Source organism: Kocuria sp. UBA1838 (genome assembly GCF_002338785.1).
GTDB lineage: Bacteria > Actinomycetota > Actinomycetes > Actinomycetales > Micrococcaceae > Kocuria > Kocuria marina.
This window is the reverse complement of the sequence record NZ_DDIY01000017.1, coordinates 99,635-121,089: the sequence shown is the minus strand read 5'-3', so window position 1 is coordinate 121,089 and position 21,455 is coordinate 99,635. Positions and strand designations below refer to the sequence as shown.

The following is a 21,455-nucleotide window of genomic DNA, read 5'->3' as shown; positions in this document are numbered from 1 at the left end:
ACAACTTCGAGAACGGCAACAACCCCATGCAAGCGGTCGAGGGCAAGATGACCGGGCTGACCAACCAGTGCCGGGGCCTCGCGAACCGGTGACGGCTCCGCGCAGACATGTGCGATCGTAATTATTCGGCGGATATTACTCAAGGGTCATTCCTGTTCCTATGATGTGCTCACCCCCTTGATCGGTGAGTACCGCACGGGCCTGCGGAGCTGCCATCACACGCCCGCCACGAGGTTCCTCACCCTTAACGAAGGATCCGCGCATGTCCGCCGCAACCTCCATCCGCCGCTCGGTCACGACCGGGCTCATCGCATTGTTCCTCGCCTCCGGCACCGTTGCCGTGGGCTCCTCCGCACCGGCGGAGGCCGCCGTGGTCAAGCCGTGCAAGGCCAGCATGTCCGTGACGCAGCCCCGCCAGTACACCAAGACCTCCGTGAAGGTCTCCCAGGTGGGCGCACGCGCCAACGTCACCACCACGGCCAAGTACAAGACCACCACGACCAAGAAGACCGCGGTCGCCTCAACCAAGGGCACCGCCGTGACGACCTACTCGATCGGCCGGGCCACCCTGAACCGCAAGGTGGTCGTGGACGTCGTCGCCACCTCGGGCAAGACCACGTGGAAGTGCTCCACGTCGTTCACGCCGAAGCGCTGACGCCTCGGGTGGTGGGACCCTCTCTCCCCACCTCCGATGGTGAAAATTAAGTGGAGTAAGAGCAGCCTGGCGCACGCGAGGCTGCTCTTACTCCACGAGCAATTCGACACGAGGTTCGACGGAGGGCCCACCCCCCACAGGCCAGAGTGCACAAACGAGAAATGCGCCCCGTGCTGACACGGGGCGCATTTCGTCGATCACAGCGCGGAGGATGGGGGATTTGAACCCCCTTATTCCTTTCAGCTGACGTCCCCTAATGCTCTGCGACCAGGGCTAATGTGTGTTTGCCGAACACTTAGGATCACCCCCGATAACTAGGGTATGGAGTCACTGCGGAGTCACAGGGAGCAGGTAGCGTGCTACCCGTCGTCCATGCGTGCCGCTACATCATCGAGGTCCGAGTCGAAAAGATGCGCGTAGACGTCCAAGGTCATCACGGCGGAGGCATGCCCGAGCATGCGCTGCACTGCTTTGACGGATGCAACCGACTGCACCGCCAAGCTCGCCGCCGTATGACGCAGATCATGGGGTGACAGGTAGTCCACCCCCGCTCCTTCAAGTGCACGCTGAAGTGACCTGCCCCAGGGATTTGGTGCCTGTCCGGGTCGCTAACTCGCGGCGGGGATGTTGTTGATGTCGAGTGTTTGGTATTCGATCGGTGCCCGGTAGCCGAGGGCAAAGTGTCGGCGCTGACAGTTATGGAAGATCTCGATGTATTCGAAGATCGCGGTGGCGAGCTCGACTCGCGTTTTCCACCTCTTCCGGTTCAACAGTTCGATCTGCATCGATGACCAGAAGCTTTCCATCATCGTGTTGTCCAGCCTCTCGCCGAGGGATCCGAACGAGGGCAGGAGTCCGGCGGATCGGATCTTCTGGCCGAACAGCCAGGAGGTGACTTGTCTCCCGTGGCCCGCGTGCACGATTCCGCCCGGTGCGGGGCGGTGATTCCCGATGGCCCTCTCGACAGCGTTGATGACGAGCGTGGTGTCTTGCTTCGAGTCGATCGACCAGCCGACGATTCGCCGACTACTAGGTGTCGAGGACGGCGGCGCAGTAGACCCAGCCTTCGCGCGTGCGGTGTTGCGCGATGTCCGTGACCCAGAGTTCGTTCGGTCGGGGGCGGGCGAACTTCCGGTTCACGAGATCATCGGCCGTGACCACGCCTCGTAGTCATGTGGTGCGGATCGGCCCGGGGAGCCCGTAGATTCCGGCCAGAGGCATCAGCGTGTGCACCGTGGGCTCGCTGACGGTGACACCCATGGTCATGGTCAGCTCGGCGTGGACGCGGCGGTATCCGTTAGTACCGTGTGAGGTGACGTGCGCTTCACGGATCAGCCCCGTCAGCCACTGCCGGGGCAGCTGTGCTGACTCCGATGACGGGACACCGAGACGGCGGGCGTTGTCGATGTCGTCCTGGCGGATCCAGTTCGAGAGCGTGACGGGATGGATACCGAGTTCAACGGCGGTCTGCTTGGCCTGCTTGCCGGCACGCACGAGCACGCCAGCACGAGCACGCCAGCGCGAGCACGAAACTCCGGCGGATAGGGGCGGGGCATGATGGTGAGCCTTCCGGATCAGACCACCAGTTAGCCACCGAAACTGGAACCTTTCCCGGGACGCAGGTCACCTTTTCGTGCAGCAGTCCCAGTCGATGTCTCTTAACGCATGGAACAGCAGTTTCTGGAATCATCACCCCGCCGCAGACCATGCACGGACCGTGAACCGCACTTAGACGTTCACCCGCCGACCGAGGTCCCTCGTGACATCACGTACATTCCGTTCGATTTTAATCGAATTGCAGGTTAATGACTCTAATTGCTTGTATGCGGCGGCGGGAGTCTGAAACATCTAGAGATATTAGGGCTCTCAATCAACACCCCAACAACACTCCGGAACACAGCGGGAACTTGGGATTCCAGAATCCTCCGAGCGCCCACCGCAGTCATTCCTAACCTGTCGAGAGCCGCGTCCCTTCGGTCGGCAATTTGGGAGTAGATTGAATATGCCGCGTTGTTTGCTGGGAAGAGGAAAGGCCGTCTGTGAGCACCGAACTGACCAGCAGTGACCTCGACCAGTGGTCTAGCCGCCGTGATGCCCAGGGGCAGTTGCCCGCGGTGGTCCGACAACTCATCATGTCCACAGTTCGACCGGAGCGGATCCGGTTCCCCGCGGATGAAGGCATCGCGCTCAAGGGTCTTGACGGCATTCTTTCGGTACCCGGGGGCGCACCACCGTACGTCCCGGCGGGTAACTCAGTGTGGGAGGCCAGCACGCAGGCGAACTCAAAGTCCAAGGCCACCCGCGACTACACCAAGCGAACCAACGAAACCTCCCCGGGGGAACGGGCGAGCACCACCTTCGTCTTCGTCACAACCCGCTCTTGGGGCTACGCAGACTGGGTGGAGGAGACCAAGGCGCTGGGTGACGGGTGGAAGGACATCCGGGTACTTGACGCTCAGGACCTCACAACTTGGCTGTCCACGTGCCCCGGAGTCCACTCTTGGCTGTCGGATCATCTCAACCGCCCGGTCGGCCTTGTGCGTCTCGCCCGATGGTTCGAGCGATGGTCGGTGGAGACCAAGCCGCCTACGCCAACGACATTGCTACTGGCGGGCCGTCAGAAAGATGCCGTCCGTCTTCTCAACGAGCTTGAGGGGCGCCCTCAGGCTATTGAGAGATGCTCATCCACGGTCGAGGAGGTGGTCGCTTTTGTGGCCGCGACTCTGATGTTAGGGCCGCAGGTGCAACCGGAGATCGCTAGTGGGCAGAGGCAAGCTATGGCGGAGCCCGGCGAAGTAGAGGCGGTCGAAGACGTTGCCGGACCGGGTGTCGAGCAAGCTCGAGTACGTGCGCCGGAGGAACTGGAAGCGCTCCTGGCCCGCAGCGTGGTTGTCGAGGACGACAGCGCGTGGCGCCGGTGGTGCCAGCACGCAGAGCCTCAGATCCTCATTCCGCTGTTCCCCCCTGGCTCCGTGCAGGATGCCATCGACGCTGGCCATCATGTAATACTCCCGCGCGTTGCTCGCAACGCGCGGGAAAAAGGGCGACTTGCGCCGTTGGGCATCAATGATGCCCGAGATGCCTGGATGAAGGCCGGCATTGATTTCCATGACGCGGACGATTTCGCCCGCGCCTCGCGCAGGAACCTGCGTTCATTGCGCCGTCGCATCGCACGCCACAGCACCTACCAGGTACCCGAGTGGGCGACCGGGCCGTGGGCGTCGCTCCTGGCTACCGCGTTACTGGCAGGTGGCTGGGACACCAACGCGGAGGGCGACAAGGAGGTCTTGCTGGCACTCGCCGAAAGGCCGACGTGGCGCAACTTTGCACGCGATCTGGCGCCGCTGACCCGGGGAGACGACCCACCCCTTGTCGAGGTCGGCACGCAATGGACGTTCGTCGACGCCATCGATGCGTGGGATGCAATTGCGACGAATCCGAGCGCCGAGGACCTCCAAGTCTTCATGGAGCAGGCGACCAAGGTACTCACCGAGACCGACCCGGCCCTACACCTGACCGGCCAGGAGCGTCTGAAGCACTCCCTCGACCCTGACCGCCCCCGGCGCTGGCACTCTGGGACGCTCCGCAACGGCATGGCGACCACGCTGGCCGTCCTGGGCTCCGTCGTCGGCGACACCCCGATCGCGGGTGAACTGACTGGTGCGATCGTCGCGAACCGTCTGGTCCAGGCCTTGCTCAGCGACGCTGATGCCGACCGATGGCTGACGCTCAGCAGCCTCCTGCCACTGTTCGCGGAAGCGGCACCCGAGGTGTTCCTCGACGCGGTTGAGACGTCGCTGCGGCAGCCCGAGCGTCCAGTGATGGCGCTTTTCGATGAAACCGACGACGGGCTTGGCCAGCAGCGTAGCTACCACTCCCCCCTGCTATGGGCCCTGGAGACCCTCGCGTTCGCCCCCACCCACGTGTCCCGCGTCGCGATCGTCCTCGCCAAGCTGGCCGAATTCGACCCCGGTGGTAAGTGGGCCAACCGGCCTTCGGAGTCGTTGACCTCTTTGCTGCACCTTCGGGTCCCCCAGGGCGCTGTGGACTCGACCAATCGCCTCAACATCATCGATTCCGTGCGGCGTGCCTCGCCCGTGATCGCACCGGCCGTGCTGGTCAAGGTCGTGACCCAGACGAAGCGGAGCGTCCTTGTTAGATCCGGGCCCCGGTACCGCGACTGGGCGACGCCGCGCACTAAGTCAACGCACGCGGAGATCGTCGAAGCTATCGACGGCATCACCGACCGCCTCTTGGCAGGTGATAGCGGTGGTCTGCTGGCGGCAGCCGAGCTCATAGGGAACATCACCCCGACCGGACGCGCCAAGGTACTCCACGCGCTCACCGCAAATTGGAAGCAACTCAGCTCCGAAGAGCAGATCAGCGTTTCCAAGGCAGTGTCGGGAGTGGCCGACCGTCACCGCCGATCTCCCGAGGCGCGATGGTCGATGACCGCCGAAGATGTCGCCGCACTCGACACATTTCTTACCAAAAATGGTGCGGTCGTCAAGCAGAACCCATCACTGTTCAGCTGGCGGCCCTCGAGCTTCGACATCACCACCGAGGAGGGGCGCGAGGACCTGCAACGTCACCGTGTCGAGGCCATCAAAGAGGTCCTCGGTGGCGGGCTCGACGACATCCTGACGGTGGCGCAGAGCGTGGAACGCGCCGACTTCGTTGGTTACGCCGTCGGCCAGGCGGCCACGAACCTTGACAACCAGATCCTCGACCTCATCGACAGCGAAGACCGCAAGTCACAGGCCTTGGCCGTTGGACTAGTGAACCTTCGCAGCCAAACACCGGGCTGGCTCGTGCAGACCATCGAGCAACGCCCCACCCAGGCGGGCTGGCTACTGCTCACACAGGAAGCAACAAGTGACACCCTCGACCTGGTCGCTGGCCTGTCCGAGGACCAGCAGCTCCTGTACTGGAGTCAAGTCAACCCTGTTCGCGGCCACGACAAAGTCCTGGAAAGGTTCGTCGAGGGTCTCCTGGCCGCCAATCGCCCCTACAGCGCCATAGACACGATGTCCCTCAACGAACGATCTACGTCACAGGACCTCATCTTGCGAGTGTTGCGTGCACCCATGGCCGGCAGCAAGGAGAGCCTAACGGTGCTGCCTGCCGCCGAGTATGCGATCGGCAAGCTTCTCGATGAACTCGAAGCCGCCGGAGTCCCTGTAGACGACTTGGCCCGCCTCGAGTTCTTCTATTTGCCGCTTTTCGATGAGGACCGGAAACCGCGCGCCCTGCACCAGCAGCTCGCAGACGACGCCGAGCTGTTCGCAGAGGCAGTCAGTCACATGTACACACCCGACCCGAAACCGGAGATCGATCCATCATCGGCTAGGGAGGGGACAGGCGATCAAGGCACAGGCGACGAGCGGTCGGCCGATGAGTACCAGCTCAGCGAGGCATGCTGGAATCTCATCCGTCGGTGGCGCGAACCGCTCCCTGGGGCGACCTACGGAATCACACCGGACGCCGATCGGATGCACGCCTGGGTGGTGAAAGCACGCCAGCAGCTCGCCGCCCGAAACCGCGCCGGCATCGCGTCTTTGGCCATCGGTGAGGCCCTTGCTGGCACCACGACCGACCCTGATGGCACCTGGCCCTGTGAGGCAGTCCGAGACGTCCTCGAACGAGAACAGGACGATGCCCTCGAGGAGCAGCTCTCCATCACACGGAAGAACCAACGAGGCATCACCGTGCGCGGTCTCCACGACGGCGGAGCCCAAGAGCGCGCGCTGGGCGAGAAATACCGCGGATGGGCCGACCGCGTCCGAGACCAGTGGCCGCGCACCGGGAAGTTGCTGGACCAGATCGCCGCCTCGTACGATGCTGACGCCCGACACGAGGATGAGAGCGCGGAACGCCGCATGCGTCGCTGACGCGCCGTTGCAGGTGTGCTCTGTCGGCACAGTGAGCCTGCCGCGGGGTGACATTCTCGAAAACAGTGAGGACCAGGGCCACATCACCATCCCGCCGTTTCGCAAGTATGGGACGGCGGGATGGCCCAGGTTCGTCAGTGCTGCTTCAAGAGCGGGCTGGCGCGTTCCCCGGTGCGCGCATCCCATACAGCATCGTCGCCGGGACCCTTCGACTATGAAGGGACGGTCAGACGCGTCATTCGTGCCCACGCCCTGGACCCTGAGGAGTCAATTTGGAGTCGGAGGGATACGACAAAGGACTCCTGACCAGGCATTCCTCCTGGTCAGGAGTCCTTCTCGCAGTGCGGAGGATGGGGGATTTGAACCCCCGAGGGCGTTAACCCAACACGCGTTCCAGGCGTGCGCCATAGGCCGCTAGGCGAATCCTCCAAGCAAGCACGAGCCCCACATACGTGGGTAACGTGCGGCCATCAGCATAACGGAACTGGGCGGGCGGACGCGAATCGATGAAGTAAGTGAGCCGCCCGCGGCGGGCCCAGCGACGTCGTGAGCCCCCGAACTACCCCTTCACGGCCCCTCCGGTGAGACCGGAGACGATGTAGCGCTGCAGGAAAAGGAACAGCAGCACCACGGGGATCGCCGACAGGATGGCGCCTGCGGTGAACACTCCCCAGTTCTCACCGAACTGTACGGAGACGAATTGGTACAAGCCCACGGCCAAGGTGTACTTCTGCGGGTCCTGCAACACGATTTGAGCCAACAGGAAGTCCGAGAAGGACGCGATGAACGACAGCATGCCCACGACCACGAGGATGGGTGTGACCAGGGGAAGGATGATCGTCCAGTAGATCTGGGAGTGTGATGCGCCGTCCAGTGTCGCAGCTTCGTCCAGGTCACGTGGAATGGTGTTGAAGAAGCCGTACATCAAGAAGGTGTTCGCCCCCAACGCGCCCCCCAGGTAGACCGCGACCAGACCCATGCGGGAATTGAGCCCCAGGAACGGATACACCTCGGAAATACTGAAGAGCAACAAGAAGATTGCCACGAAGGCCAGCAACTGCGGGAACATCTGAATGATCAACAGGGACATCAGACCGCCCGTGCGGAACCTAAACCTGAACCGGGAGAAGGCGTATGCAGCTGCCGCGCCCATGAGAACCGTGCCCACAGTCGTGATGGACGAGATCAACATGGAGTTTCCGAACCATGTCAAGAACGGGTTCTGTGGATCGTTAAGAAGGTTTCGGTAGTTGGCGCCGGTGATCTCCGCGAAGAGGTCATTGGATCCCAACAAGGACCCCGTGGGCGACAACGAGGCCGATAGCGCGTAGACCAGGGGGAACAGGGCGAAGACGCACGCGATGACTGCGGCCACGTGTTTCCATCCCCCACGGGCGAACCGTTGTCCGACACTGAGCCGTGACCGGGACCCTGGCTTCCTGGAGGCGACGTTCGAGACTCGTGATGTGGACATGTCAGTTGATCTCCTCGAGTGCCCTGCTGCGGCGGAAGGTCAGTGCCGAGACCACCGCCACCATGATGAAGATGAGGATCGACAGCGCGGAGGCAACTCCGTAGTCGTTGGCACCGCCGGCGAAGGCGATCTTGTAGACGAACGAGATCAGGATGTCCGTGGCCCCCACTCCCGTCGTGGATTCTAAGTCCTGGGGCCCGCCGCCGGTGAGCAGATAGATGACGTTGAAATTGTTGAAGTTCATGGCGAAGGAAGCGATCAGAAGGGGCCCCACAGCCACCATGAGCATCGGCAGAGTGATCGAGCGGAACTTCTGGACGGCTCCCGCACCGTCCATGTCCGCGGATTCATAGAGTTCCGACGGGATGGACTGGAGCGCGCCGGTAGTTACCAAAAACATGTAGGGGAACCCCAACCACAGGTTCACCAGCAACAGTGAAGCCTTGGCCAGCCACGGATTGTCCAACCACGGGATGTTCGCCCCGCCCAGCAGCACCTGGTTGATGTAACCGAAGTCGGCGTTGAGCAGCCCCGCCCAGATCAAGATGGAGAGGAACGCGGGGAAGGCGTAAGGCAAGAAGATGATGGCCCGGTAGACGTTACGGAACTTGAGGTTCTTGTCATTGAACAGCATGGCCAGAAACAGACCGAGGAAGAACGTCAGGGCCACCGAGAGGATCGCGAAGGCGAAGGTCCAGAGGGTGACGGAAACGAACGGCCCGCCAAGGATGGCGGGATCGAAAATGGCCGCGAAGTTGTCCAGCCCCACGAAAACCCGCCACCCGGGACGCAGTTCTTCTCCCGCCGGGCCGACGAAGGCTCCCTGCCCGTTGTCCGCGTACACGGTCCCGTCGTCCGAGACCATGGCATTGGCCTGCTCGTCGTAGACCAACGTGGGCGTATAGGGATACGCAGTGCGGCCGTCATCGGTGCGCAGCGCGCCGACGGCCGGATCATCGGAGACCGGGACTCGCAGGTCCATGACCGCGTCGTGCGCCGCGGTGACCTGCCCGTAATCGAGGATGTCGTAACCGGGGACCGCATCGATGGCACCGTTCGTCACGGTCGCACCCTCGACCGGGCTGAGCGCCTGGTGTGCGGAGCCGACGAGAACCCGGCCGTCCTGCACGGTCGCCAAAGCCAGGTCACCGTCCGCATTGAGCACCGAGACCGGATATTCCTGACCACCCGCCACCCGCTGTTCGTACGTACGGGTCAGCTGATTGACGGCCGCTTGTTTCGTGGAATTGTGACCATCACCGTAATTGGTGAACGCGGTGGCCGCGGTATAGAGGACCACGAAGATCTGGAAGACCAGTAGGAAGATCAGCCCGGGATAGAGGTACTTAGCCGGGAGCATCCTGCGGGTCGGTAGGAAGTACACGAGGTCCGCCGCGATCAGGGCCAGGAGCAGGAACACCAGGATGCCCCAGCTCTCGGCCGCCCATGCGGACAGGATGCCGAACAGCCCGAAGGCGTTGATCAGGGCCATGAGCACGAGCTTGATCACGAACCCCATGCCGAAGCCGCGCGAGTGGGAATGCCGGATGCTCGGAGGTGACTCCGGCCGGCCGTCACCTGCTGAGTCCCTCTCCGTCGGAGAGATCACTGGACGGGCGGGGGTCGTGCTCATTGGATCTGTCCTTCGATATTGGCGATCATGCGATCCCACAGCTCGATCGGGTCCCCGTTGCCGTTGACGATTCCGTTCTCGGTGGTTCCCCAGAAGGACCACACTGCGCCCATCGCGGGGATGGCGGGCATGGGCAGTGCCTTGGTGGCGTTCTCTGCGTAGGCGGAACGCAGCGGGTCACCCTGCATACCGTCAATGGCCACTTTGCTGGCCGGTGGCCGCCCCGTGCTCTTGTAGAGCGCAGTCTGTGATTCCGAGCGTGTCAGGTAGTTGGTCGCGAAGTCCTGCGCGGCCACGGGATTCGCCGCGTTCGCATTGACGAAGAACGCCTGGACTCCGGCGAACGGGCGTGCTTCCTTCCCACCCGCGGACGGGACGGGAAGAACGGTCACGTCCATACCCGCGGCTTCGATGTCGCCGAGCTCCCACGGGCCCGCGATGTGGAAGGCGGATTGCCCGGAGATGAAGGATTCTTTTGCGATGTCCGGTGTCATGGACGTCCTGAGGTCACCGCTGCGCCCCAGCTCCGCCAGGTAGCGGGCGAACTCGTGACCATTTTGTCCACCCATGGCCAGCTCGTTCGAGTACTCACCGTCCGCGCCCCGCTGGAACACTTCCACACCGAACGAGGTCTGAAGGGGGTAGAGGTGATAGGGATCCCCGGCATCGGGTGACTGGCTCACCGTGAAGGGGTATTTGATGCCGCGTTCGTCCATGAGCCGATGGCCCTCGGCGCGCAGTTCGTCGAAGGTCGCGGGATCATCAGTGGTCAAGGCATTGTTGCGCACCAGGGCCACGCTTTCCACGGCGTAGGGCACCCCGTAGCTGACTCCGTTGTAGACGACGGCGTCCCGCGCGTTCTTCGTGAATTCCTCACCCCGGTCCCCCAGCTCCACGGGGGCGACCACCCCGTTGGCCGCCAACTGTCCGAGGTTGTCGTGCGGTGACACGATGATGTCCGGAGCTTGACCCGTGGGGCTCTGGGAGATGAAGTTCGAGATGGCCTGGGCGTTGATCTCGCGCTCGATGAACCGGACGTTCACACCCGTGTCGGCCGTGTATTCCTGCGCGATCTCACGCAGCGCGGGGATCTCGTCGTCACCGGCCTGGATGGTGACCTCCCCCGGCCCTCCGCCCAGCCCCGCCACCCCTGTTGTGGGTACGCTCGAACACCCGGCCAGTAGCAGAGCGCAACCAGCCAGAGCGGCTGCCCACCGCGTGCGTCTCATGGGCTTGTCCTCATCTCTCGTTCGGGTCCGTCGTCCGGCACGCCCACCGGGTCGCACGGGGCTCACGAGGGCAACCGGTTTCCGGTCGCGGCATCGAAAAGGTGGATGCGCTCGGGATCGGGAGCGACCCACAGGGTGCTCCCGGCGCTCGGCGGCGTGCGGCCGTCCGTCCGAACCACGATGGGGCTGGCGCCCCCATCGGTCCGTTCCTTCTCGGAATCGATGGAGTGGTCCGCGGCGTGTGCGGACGGATCCACCCGTACCACCGACGTGGCGGCTGTCAGCGGGGCGAGTTGGCCGTACACGTATGCATCGGCGCCGAGTTCCTCAACGACCTCCACCGTGATCGGGACCCCCGTCCCTTCCGCTGCGGGTGACAGGTCCTCCGGGCGGATTCCGACGGTGACCTGATGATCGGTCACCGCCTCCTGCTGGGCGGAGGACAACTGCAGAGAAAGCGTGCCCAACTCCACATGACCGGCGGAAACCGGGGCTCGGAACAGGTTCATGGCCGGGGACCCGATGAAGCCCGCCACGAATTCGCTGTTCGGTCGGTCGTACAGGTTGCGAGGGGTGTCCACTTGCATGAGCACCCCGTCCTTGAGCACAGCCACCCGGTCACCCATGGTCATGGCCTCCACCTGATCGTGGGTCACGTACACCGTGGTCACACCCAGCCGACGGGTCAGGGACGCGATCTGGGTCCGCGTCTGGACACGCAGCTTGGCATCCAAGTTGGACAGTGGCTCGTCCATGAGAAACACCTGCGGTGAACGGACGATCGCGCGTCCCATGGCGACGCGCTGCCGCTGGCCGCCGGAGAGGGCTTTCGGTTTGCGATCGAGATACTGCGTCAGGTCCAAGATCTTCGCGGCCTCTTCGACCCGCCGACGCCGTTCCTCGGGATTGACCTTGGCGATCTTGAGCGCGAAGCCCATGTTCTCCGCCACCGTCATGTGTGGATAGAGGGCGTAGTTCTGGAAGACCATGGCGATGTCCCGATCACGGGACGGGACATCCGTGACATCACGGTCGCCGATCAGGATCGTGCCGTCCGTGACCTCCTCGAGTCCGGCCAGCATGCGCAGGGTCGTCGATTTGCCACACCCGGAAGGGCCGACCAGGACCAGGAACTCCCCGTCGGCGATGTCGAGGTTCAGATCGGTCACGGAGGGGCGCTCGGCTCCCGGGTACTGACAGGTGATGTGGTCGAAGGTCACGGCGGCCATGGGCTGAGCTTCCTTTCAGAGTCCCCGTCACGGGGAAATTCCGACATGTCACGAGGAGACTGCCGGGCGCCACCACCACCATGCGATAGTGATGGACCTCACTAATGTAAGCGATTCCATCAGTGGGAGGCAGGATCGACACTTTGTTGCGTTGACATGTCGGAAGGAAGGAGCAAGCGTTTCCAGAAATGGGGTGAGACCCGCAGAGGAGAGGGAACACGGGTTGGCCGGAGGCCGGTCCGCCGTGGAAGGTTTCGGGCCATAATTGGCGCATGCGGCGGTGGCGGCCCGCATCGCAGCTCATCCACCGCCCCGCCACGTGTTCTGTGCGGGATCACGCTGGTACCCACCCCTTGATGCGGAGGCACGCCCATGATCGCCCGAGAACTGTCGGCAACGCGTCGGCCGCAGGGGCCACCCCGCTTGAAGGACGTGGCCTCCAAGGTGGGGATGTCCACGGCCACCGTCTCACGCGCGCTCACGGGCCGGGGGCCCGTCTCCCCGGGGACGAAACGCCGCATCGAGGCCGCAGCCAAAGAACTCGGGTTCGTGGCGTCCTACCACGCATCGAGTCTCGCGAGCGGGCGCAGCCGGAACATCGGCGTCGTCCTGCCCTACGTGGATCGCTGGTTCTTCGCCACGGTCCTCGACGGCATCGCGAGCACACTGACAGCAGCCGGGTACGACGCCGCCCTGTACAACTTGCAGGGCGAGAACTTCCGCGAGAGCGTGCTCACCGATTTCCTGCTCCGCAAACGGCTGGACGCGGCCGCCGTGGTCTCGCTGCGATTGACGCCCTGGGAAACCGAACACTTGTTCTCCACCGGTATTCCTTTGGTAGGGATCGGGGGTTCCCTCGAGGGTGCCCCCACGATCAGCGTGGACGATCTGAATGCGGGACTGCGCGCGACCAATCACCTGATCCAGTTGGGACATTGCCGTATCGCCTTCATCGGAGGGCCCCCCGAGGCCGGCCGTTCCTTCCCCATGTCCAGTGATCGACGCCGCGGTTTCGAACGAGCGATGTCAACTGCGGGACTGCCGATCCACGAGAGGGACCAACTCGTCTCGGACTTCACGTTCCTGGGCGCCTATCAGCAGGTTAAGAATCTGCTCGCCGAGCCAGAGCAACGGCCCACCGCCGTATTCGCCGCGACGGACGAAATGGCGGCCGGCGCCATTCTCGCAGCGAGGGACCTGGGCCTCGAGATCCCCCGGGATCTGTCCGTGATCGGCATCGACGCCCATCCCCTTGGTGAGGCCTTCGGGCTGACCACCATCGACCAGCAAGCCCACCATCAGGGCACCCGCGCCGCGCAGCTGCTCCTGCGCCAGTTAGCCGGGGAACCGGTCACCGCCGGCCACGAACTGCATCGGGCCCACTTCATCGCGCGATCCTCGACGGCACCGCCCGGTTCGAACTCCTCGCCAGCTTGAGCTAAAGTATGGGGCAGCCCCTCGTGTGGCGCCATCTCGTAAAACTCCCCCAGGACCGGAAGGTAGCAAGGGTATATGGGCTCTGGCGGGTGCACGGGGGGTCTTTTCGTACCCGGCTCCCCACCTCCGCGAGTGCGCTGTGCGCGTCCGAGTCCCCGGCTAAGGTTTCATACGTGACTACCGCCCTGTACCGTCGCTATCGCCCGGAGACCTTTCAGGATGTCATCGGTCAGGAACACGTGACCGAGCCCCTGATGACCGCGCTGCGCAAGAACAGGGTCAATCACGCCTATCTCTTCTCCGGCCCGCGCGGCTGCGGTAAGACCACGTCCGCGCGCATCCTGGCCCGCTGCCTCAACTGCGCGGAAGGGCCCACGGCCACACCGTGCGGTCACTGCGAGTCCTGCCAGGATCTGGCCCGGGACGGTGCCGGCTCACTGGACGTCATCGAGATGGACGCGGCCTCCCACGGCGGCGTGGATCATGCCCGTGACCTGCGGGAACGCGCCACGTTCGCCCCCGTCCGGGACCGCTACAAGATCTTCATCATCGACGAGGCCCACATGGTCACGCGGGAGGGCTTCAACGCCCTGCTGAAGATCGTGGAGGAACCGCCGGAGCACGTGAAGTTCATCTTCGCCACCACCGAGCCCTCCAAGGTGCTCACTACCATCCGCTCCCGCACGCACCACTACCCCTTCCGCCTCGTTCCCCCGGAACCACTCATGCGCTACCTCGAGCAGCTGTGCCAGGAGGAGGGCGTCACCACCGAACCGGGCGTCCTGTCCCTCGTGGTGCGCGCCGGCGGCGGCTCGGTGCGTGATTCGCTCTCCGTCCTGGATCAGCTCATGGCCGGCTCCGACGACGGCGGCATCACCTACGATCTCGCGGTCGCCCTGCTGGGCTACACGCACGCGGCCCTGCTCGACGACGTCGTGGACGCCTTCGCCGCCGGCGACGCCGCCACGGTCTTCGCGTCCGTGGACCGCGTCATCCAAACCGGGCAGGACCCCCGCCGTTTCGTGGAGGACCTGCTCGAGCGCTTCCGCGACCTGGTGGTGGTCAACGCGGTCCCCGATTCCGCCGCGAACATCCTGCACGGGATGCCCACGGACCAGATCAACCGGTTGCGGAACCAGGCCACCCAGCTGGGCGCGGCCGAGCTCTCCCGCTCCGCGGACATCACCAATGAGGCCCTCAACGAGATGACCGGGGCCACCTCCCCGCAGTTGCACCTGGAGCTGCTGTGCGCCCGCATCCTACTGCCCTCGGCGGACCACACAACGCGGGGCATCACGTCCCGGGTGGACCGCTTGGAACGCCGCCTGAGCATTCCTCGGGGCACCGGAATTCGTACGACGGCGCACGACGCCGCGTCGTCGTCCCCCGCGGTGGAACCGACCGCACGCGGAAGCCAGGAGCCCACATCTCCGGAACAATCCGGCACCGCCGCGCCGGCACCCGCGTCGTACGACGCCCCCGCACCGGAATCCGCCGGGGTACCTTCCCCGATGCCCCCCGCGCTCGACGACGCCGCAACGGACTCCGTTGCCCCGTCGCAGCCCGTGCGCCCGGACGGGTCCGCCGCGGACGGCGCGGACGGTTCCGCAACGGGTCGCCCCGCAGAGGAGACCCCGGACGTCCAGGAACCCACGGACCCGCAGGACTATTCCGAACAGCCCGAGGGCAGCAGCCACCCCGCCGCTGCGGACCCCGTTCCGGAAGACGAGCGCGGCCCCGATGCCCAGCACCCGCCCGCGGACGGCACGACCGACACCCGCTCCCCCGCGGCACAGGACCCGGGGGCCGATGTCTCGGCACGCATGCAGCAACGGGAGACGTCGAACCAGTACGGGTCCCAGCGGCCTGACGACGCCGCATCCCGCCAGTACGCGCAGGGGGAGCCTCGCCGTGACGTCGCGCCACACGATGACCACCAGCCGCAAGCCCCGCAGGCGTCCGAGGAGCAGGCCGCCCCGAGCGATGTCACCAGCGGTGAACTGGAACTGCTGCGTTCCTCGTGGCCCGAGATCGTGTCCGCGCTCGCGGAGATCCGCCGCGTGGCCTGGGCCATCACCGTGCGAGGAACGCCCATCTCGTTCGAGAACCGCACTCTACGGATCGCGTTCGAGAACGACGGCGACCTCCTGAACTTCCCCCGCTTCGAGGCGGACGTCCGTAATGCCATCCAGAGCGTGGTGGGGCTGGATTGTGCAGTGGAAGCAGTGCGCCCCGGTGACACGCGCGGCCGACAGGACACCCCGGGTGCGGGTGGTCCGCCGTCGAACGCGGGCCGTGGCACCGGGCCCGGTCCCGGGCGGGACGCCGGCGGTGGACAGGGTTACCGGGGAGATCGCCCCGCGCCCCGGGGCGGCGGGCCCCAGAATGCTCAGGGATCCCGACAGGATCGCGGATCGCAGCAGGACCAGGGTTATCAACGCGACGATTCCTCCTCGGAGCACGGCCAACAGTACGGATCCGGCTCACGGCGAGACACCGGTGCATCTCGCGGCGACGGACCCACCGGGCGGGACACCAGGCTGAACGCCTCGAACCAGGCCGGATCCTCCGACCAGCCGGACTATTTCCGCGAGCCGGAGGGCTTCGGGGTCAATCGTCGTCGGGGCAATCCTCCCGCGCCCGACCGTGAACCGACACCGGAACGCGAGTCGCGGTCCATGCCCGATTCCGCCTCTCGTTCCACGCCCGGCACTGACCGGTCCTCCGTGCCCGCTTCCTCGGCGCACTCAGCGCCCGCATCCGCCCCGGACGACGACGAACCCGTCACCTCGTGGTCCGTGGCCTCCATTCCCCAACCGGGTTTCGCCGCACCGAGCGGCGGGGATTCCACGTCGAAAACCGCCGATGCGGCGCCCACGCGTGATGATTCGGACCAGAATCCGGACACGTCCGATAGCTCCGTGGGCGACTCCTCCAGGGACGATACCCACCGAGCGACGGATTCCCCGGCGGACGACCGCGCTGGCACCGGCGATTCCACCTCGGTTCCGTCTCGTGAGGGCTTGGGCAGTGCCAGTGACTCCGCGGACGTCGGCGCGACCTCGTGGACCCCTGGTGCCCCCGCGTCGGATGGCCCCGGGTCGGATGTTCCCGCTTCCGATGACTCCGCGGCGTCCGAGTCCCACGATCCCGGGGCCGCTACCGGCGGACCCGATCTGTCCATGCGTGACGGTTCCATGCGGGATGGTTCCGTGCGCGACGGCTCCGTTCCCGAGGACCCCGCATCCGGTGCTCCTTCCTTCCGTGCCCCGCAACCGCGGGATCGCGGCCCGGAATACTGGAGCCCGGAGGAACCGCCGCCCTCACCGGAGGATGACCCCCCGGCGGACATGTACGACGAACCCGTGCCCCGAACGCCGTCGCCCGCGAGGGATCGCAGGGCCCAGGGCGGGAACGGCCCCGGCGGCGACAACCCGGCGGGTCCCGGTCCCGACCACGACGGGCGCGGGAACACCCGCCCCGGCGGCGTCGTCCCTCGCGAGAACGGCGACACCCGCCCCGGCGGGAACCGCCCGAGCTGGCGAGAGCGCCACGCGGAAGCGATTGCCGCGGCGGAACGGCGCTCCACCGACATCGCGCCCCCGACCTCGCGCAGCCCCGGCATGGAGGACGAGAACTTCGTCCCGGGCGCGGACGACGAATCCCTCGAGGACTCGTCCCTGTACGGGCGGGCGGCCATCGAGCGCATCCTGGGCGGCATGCTCATCGACGAGCACGCCCACGGAACGGATCAGTGACCGGGCCCATCGCCCGGCTGTTCACGAACACGACAATGAAGGAGCGCGGTGTACGAAGGACCGGTCCAGGACCTCATCGATGAGCTGGGGAGGTTGCCGGGTATCGGCCCCAAGTCCGCGCAGCGCATCGCCTTCCACCTGTTGGACGCGGACAAGGACGAGGTCCAGCAGCTCGTGGAGGCCATCACCACGGTGAAGACCTCGGTGTCGTTCTGCGTGATCTGCGGCAACGTCACAGAGCAGGAGGAGTGTGCGATCTGCCGGGACGCCCGCCGGGACCGCAGCGTGATCTGCGTGGTGGAGGAGTCTAAGGACGTCATGGCCATCGAACGCACCCGCAGCTACCGGGGGTTGTACCACGTGCTGGGCGGCGCGATCTCGCCGCTGCAGGGTGTGGGACCGGATCAGCTGCGCATCCGCGAGCTGATGACCCGGTTGTCGGACGAGACAGTTCAGGAGATCGTGCTGGCCATGGACCCCAATCTGGAGGGCGAGGCCACCTCCACGTACCTCACCAGGATGTTGAAAACGCTGGGTATCCGGGTCACCCGGCTGGCCTCGGGGCTGCCCGTGGGCGGTGACCTCGAATACGCCGACGAAGTCACGCTGGGCAGGGCCTTCGAGGGACGCACGGTGGTCTCCGAGGCCCGCTGAGGCCCGTAACATTCGCGTCCCTCTTTGTGTCCACGAATGCCCGCTCGACTCCGCGCGGCTGCGGGTGAGCGGATAGCATGGATCACTGATCCCGCGAGACCGCCCGTGCGTTCGGGCCGGGTGCCTGCCTGTGAGAGGAATGTATGAGCCTCATTGTCCAGAAGTTCGGCGGTTCATCGGTCGCCGATGCCGACGGTGTCCGCCGGGTCGCCCGGCGAGTAGCCGAGACCAGGAACGCCGGCCACCAGGTGGTCGTGGTCGTCTCCGCGATGGGTGACACCACGGACGACCTCCTGGACCTCGCCGGTGAGGTGGCCCGCAAACCACCGGCTCGCGAGTTGGACATGCTGTTGACCTCCGGGGAACGCATCTCCATGGCCCTGTTGGCCATGGCCATCTCCGACCTCGGCGTCCCCGCGCAGTCCTTCACCGGATCCCAGGCCGGAATGATCACGGACGGCGCCCACGGTGCGGCCAAGCTCGTGGAGGTCAGCCCCCTCCGAGTGCGTGAGGCGCTCGACCACGGCAACGTCGCGATCATTGCCGGGTTCCAGGGCGTCAACCGCTCATCCAAGGACATCACCACGCTGGGCCGCGGCGGTTCGGACACCACCGCCGTGGCGCTCGCCGCCGCCCTGGACGCGGACGTGTGTGAGATCTACTCGGACGTGGACGGCGTCTACACCGCGGACCCCCGCATCGTCCCCACCGCCCAGAAACTGGACCGGGTCTCCTCCGAGGAGATGCTCGAGCTCGCCGCCAACGGCGCCAAGATCCTGCACCTGCGCTGCGTGGAGTACGCCCGCCGCTTCAACGTGCCGTTGCACGTCCGTTCGTCTTTCAGTCACAACGAGGGCACCATGGTCATCCCCAGCCCGCACGAGAACCTCACGCCGCAGAAGGAGATCCCCTTGGAACAGCCGCTGATCGCCGGTATCGCTCATGATCGCAGCCAGGCCAAGATCACCATCGTGGGGGTCCCCGACCGCCCCGGGATCGCCGCGCGGATCTTCCGGTTACTGGCCGACTCCAAGGTGGACGTGGACATGATCGTCCAGAACGTCTCCACCGGCGAGAACCCGCTCACCGATGTGTCCTTCACCCTGGCCGAGTCCCAGGGTGACCTGGCCATGAACCTGCTGCGTGCCGCCGAAGAGAAGATCGGCTATGCGAGCCTGGACTACGACGACGAGGTGGGCAAGCTCTCCCTCGTGGGCGCCGGTATGAAGACCAACACCGGCGTGGCGTTCACGTTCTTCGAGGCGCTCGCGGAGAACGACATCAACGTGGACATGATCTCCACGTCCGAGGTCCGGATCTCGATCATCACGTCCATCGCCAAGCTCGACGAGGCCGTCCGGGCCGTGCACACGGCGTTCGGTCTGGACTCGGACGAGACCGCCACGGTGTACGGGGGTACGGGACGCTGACCCCGGCTTCATCCATGAGTTCTGATTCGGACCCGTCCGAGGATCCCCGGCTCGCCGAGATCATCGACTTCCTGGGTGGTTCGGACGAATCCGCCGTCGAGGATCCGCTGTCCCTGGCGGACCAGCTGTGCTTCTCGCTGTCCGTGGCGTCACGCAGGGTCGCGCACAGCTACCGCCCCGTGCTGGAGCCTCTGGGACTGACGCTGCCCCAGTACCTCGTGATGCTCGCGCTGTGGGATGCCAACCCGCGCACGGTGAAGGACCTGGGCGAGCAGCTCATGCAAGATTCGGCAACGCTCTCGCCCCTGCTCAAACGCTTGGAGGCCCGCGGTTACCTCACGCGGGAACGCGATCCGCACAACGAGCGGGCCCTTGCCGTGACTCTCACGGAGGAGGGCGCGCGTCTGCAGGACGGGGCGCAGGCCGTGCAACCGGAGATGATGCGCCGGTTGCGGTTGTCCCCTCAACAGGTCCGGTTGCTGAACCGCGGGATGCAGCGGTTGATCGACAACACCCAGGACGCCGAGAGTGCATGAGGCGCTGACCCGGGAGGAGTGGTCACGCCGGGCGCACGCGCACGCGGAGCGGGTGGCGCCCCACACCCGGCCGTTCCTGGACCGGCGGTCCCGCGGGGAAAAGCATCCCGTGGAGGACTTCCTGTTCACGTACTACACGCTGTCCCCGGCCCAGTTCACGCGGTGGCACCCTGGGCCCGGCGTCATCCTCTTGGATGCCTCGGAGCGCGAGGGCTGGAAGCACTACCGTCCCGCGACGACCGCGGAGCTCGAGGCGGCGGGCGCGGGGGAGGGCGTGAGCGGCGTCGTCGTCGCGGTGGAGGAATTCGTGACCGAGCGGGGCACCGCGGTGCGGTTCACGCGCGAGATCCTCGCGAACACCCTGGCCAGGAGCGGGACGTTCGACTGCTTCGGGCTGCATGAGTGGGCCATGGCCTACCGCGCGCAGAGCAACGGTGTGCGCCACGAGGACGCGCCGTTGCGCTTGGGGGCGTCCGGGACAGACGACGTGGTGGAGGCCCACCGGATCCGCTGCTCGCACTTCGACGCGTTCCGTTTCTTCCAGCCCCAGGCCGTGGAACGCAACGAGCTGCAGCCCACGCGCGAGTCACAGCGCCGCATGGAACAGCCGGGGTGCCTGCACGCGAGCATGGACCTGTACAAGTGGGCCTACAAGTTGTTGCCCGCGGTGGATTCGGACCTGCTCGCGGACTGCTTCGACCTCGCGTGGGACGTGCGCGTGACCGACATGGAGGCCTCCCCCTACGACCTCACGGAATGGGGGTACGAGCCCGTGCGGATCGAGACGCCCGAGGGCAAGGCCGAGTACGTCCGGCGCCAGCGCGCCTTCGCGCAGCGGGGTAATCGGTTGCGAGAGCGCTTGGCGGCGGCCGTCGAGCGGCTCCTGGACGGGGTCGACGACGCCGCGTCCGCGCCGCTCGATTCCGCCGGCTCCGCGCCCCGGTCACGCCGTTCGGACGACGCCGCGGTGCCCGTCCGCGCGGCCGGGCATGATGGCGCGACGAGGCAGTCCGGAGCGGGCGGGCACATCGGCGCTATGGCGCGGACCGGAGCAGTCGGACGGAACGGCGCGAGCGGCGTCGTCATGCAGGGCCGAACCGCTCGGACCCGCGGAGACCGTTCATGAGGCCCGGGGAAACCGCCCACGGATGGGAACGGATCACCGTGGTCTCCGCGGTGGCGGAACCCCTCGACTTCGTGACCGCCCGCTCGAGCGCGGGCCCGGTGCTCGTGACCCGGGATGCAGACGGGGCGCTGCACGTGCTGTCCAACACGTGCCCACACCAGCAGGCCACGGTGTGCCGGGAGGCCGCGGGGCGCGCCGAGAGCTTCGAGTGTCCCAACCACTACTGGGTGTTCGGCCCGGACGGCCGGTTCCTGGGCTCGCGACTGGCCATGGCCGCCGGTCGGCAGCTGCCGCACGACCCGGCCAAGGACCTCCCCGCGGCCGCCGTGGATGTGGTGGACGGCTGGGTGGTGGCGCGCTTCGACTGAGCGGACCTCGGCGTTCGTCGTCTCCTGCTGCAGCG

The 21,455-nt window shown here is 65.7% G+C and carries 12 protein-coding genes, 1 tRNA gene, 1 other RNA gene and 3 pseudogenes; 10 read left to right on the top strand and 7 right to left on the bottom strand.

Annotated features, from left to right (window positions below; all coding sequences use genetic code 11):
- The first annotated feature begins 262 nt into the window (after positions 1–262).
- On the top strand, positions 263–655 hold the full coding sequence (locus B3I25_RS09635; protein ID WP_085108731.1) for a hypothetical protein: 393 nt from the start codon (positions 263–265) through the stop codon (positions 653–655).
- Between the two features lie 359 nt (positions 656–1,014).
- Here B3I25_RS09635 and B3I25_RS09630 read toward each other — a convergent pair.
- Together B3I25_RS09630 and B3I25_RS09625 are read right to left on the bottom strand one after the other, a co-directional pair.
- A pseudogene (locus tag B3I25_RS09630) lies at positions 1,015–1,236 on the bottom strand (tyrosine-type recombinase/integrase); the annotation flags it as partial.
- A gap of 27 nt (positions 1,237–1,263) precedes the next feature.
- Positions 1,264–2,211 (bottom strand): annotated as a pseudogene (locus B3I25_RS09625) (IS3 family transposase).
- 483 nt (positions 2,212–2,694) lie between these two features.
- Here B3I25_RS09625 and B3I25_RS09620 point away from each other — a divergent pair.
- On the top strand, positions 2,695–6,546 hold the full coding sequence (locus B3I25_RS09620; RefSeq protein WP_286738758.1) for a hypothetical protein: 3,852 nt from the start codon (positions 2,695–2,697) through the stop codon (positions 6,544–6,546).
- A gap of 344 nt (positions 6,547–6,890) precedes the next feature.
- On the opposite strand, the gene B3I25_RS09615 is transcribed toward B3I25_RS09620, so the two are convergent.
- From B3I25_RS09615 to B3I25_RS09595, 5 genes are all read right to left on the bottom strand, one after another.
- Positions 6,891–6,975, bottom strand: a tRNA-Ser gene (locus B3I25_RS09615).
- Positions 6,976–7,105: 130 nt separating this feature from the next.
- Entirely contained in the window at positions 7,106–7,921 is an 816-nt protein-coding gene (locus tag B3I25_RS09610; RefSeq protein WP_414672707.1) for a sugar ABC transporter permease, read from the bottom strand.
- Positions 7,922–8,021: 100 nt separating this feature from the next.
- Complete coding sequence (locus B3I25_RS09605; RefSeq protein WP_286738756.1) at positions 8,022–9,539, bottom strand: ABC transporter permease subunit; 1,518 nt, start codon at positions 9,537–9,539, stop codon at positions 8,022–8,024.
- Between the two features lie 110 nt (positions 9,540–9,649).
- On the bottom strand, positions 9,650–10,882 hold the full coding sequence (locus B3I25_RS09600) for a sugar ABC transporter substrate-binding protein (protein ID WP_035960781.1): 1,233 nt from the start codon (positions 10,880–10,882) through the stop codon (positions 9,650–9,652).
- A 62-nt stretch (positions 10,883–10,944) separates the two neighbouring features.
- Positions 10,945–12,111 (bottom strand): ABC transporter ATP-binding protein, encoded by a 1,167-nt coding sequence (locus B3I25_RS09595; protein ID WP_286738755.1) that lies wholly within the window; start codon positions 12,109–12,111, stop codon positions 10,945–10,947.
- 372 nt (positions 12,112–12,483) lie between these two features.
- Here B3I25_RS09595 and B3I25_RS09590 point away from each other — a divergent pair, with 372 nt between their 5' ends.
- From B3I25_RS09590 to B3I25_RS09555, 8 genes and pseudogenes are all read left to right on the top strand, one after another.
- Positions 12,484–13,548: a LacI family DNA-binding transcriptional regulator gene (locus B3I25_RS09590; protein ID WP_286738754.1), complete on the top strand. Its 1,065-nt coding sequence runs from the start codon at positions 12,484–12,486 to the stop codon at positions 13,546–13,548.
- Between the two features lie 12 nt (positions 13,549–13,560).
- Positions 13,561–13,657, top strand: an RNA gene (gene ffs, locus B3I25_RS09585) — signal recognition particle sRNA small type.
- A gap of 64 nt (positions 13,658–13,721) precedes the next feature.
- Entirely contained in the window at positions 13,722–17,306 is a 3,585-nt protein-coding gene (locus B3I25_RS09580) for a DNA polymerase III subunit gamma and tau (RefSeq protein ID WP_286738753.1), read from the top strand.
- 48 nt (positions 17,307–17,354) lie between these two features.
- Positions 17,355–17,960 (top strand): recombination mediator RecR, encoded by a 606-nt coding sequence (gene recR / locus B3I25_RS09575; protein ID WP_064846538.1) that lies wholly within the window; start codon positions 17,355–17,357, stop codon positions 17,958–17,960.
- A 143-nt stretch (positions 17,961–18,103) separates the two neighbouring features.
- Positions 18,104–19,390: an aspartate kinase gene (locus B3I25_RS09570; RefSeq protein ID WP_098053513.1), complete on the top strand. Its 1,287-nt coding sequence runs from the start codon at positions 18,104–18,106 to the stop codon at positions 19,388–19,390.
- A 14-nt stretch (positions 19,391–19,404) separates the two neighbouring features.
- Entirely contained in the window at positions 19,405–19,926 is a 522-nt protein-coding gene (locus B3I25_RS09565; RefSeq protein ID WP_082943329.1) for a MarR family winged helix-turn-helix transcriptional regulator, read from the top strand.
- Positions 19,919–20,815, top strand: a pseudogene (locus tag B3I25_RS09560) (3-methyladenine DNA glycosylase); the annotation flags it as partial. The gene B3I25_RS09565 and the pseudogene B3I25_RS09560, both read left to right, overlap by 8 nt.
- Positions 20,816–21,048: 233 nt before the next feature.
- Positions 21,049–21,420, top strand: a complete 372-nt coding sequence (locus B3I25_RS09555; RefSeq protein ID WP_085107873.1) for a Rieske 2Fe-2S domain-containing protein — start codon at positions 21,049–21,051, stop codon at positions 21,418–21,420.
- Positions 21,421–21,455: the final 35 nt, after the last annotated feature.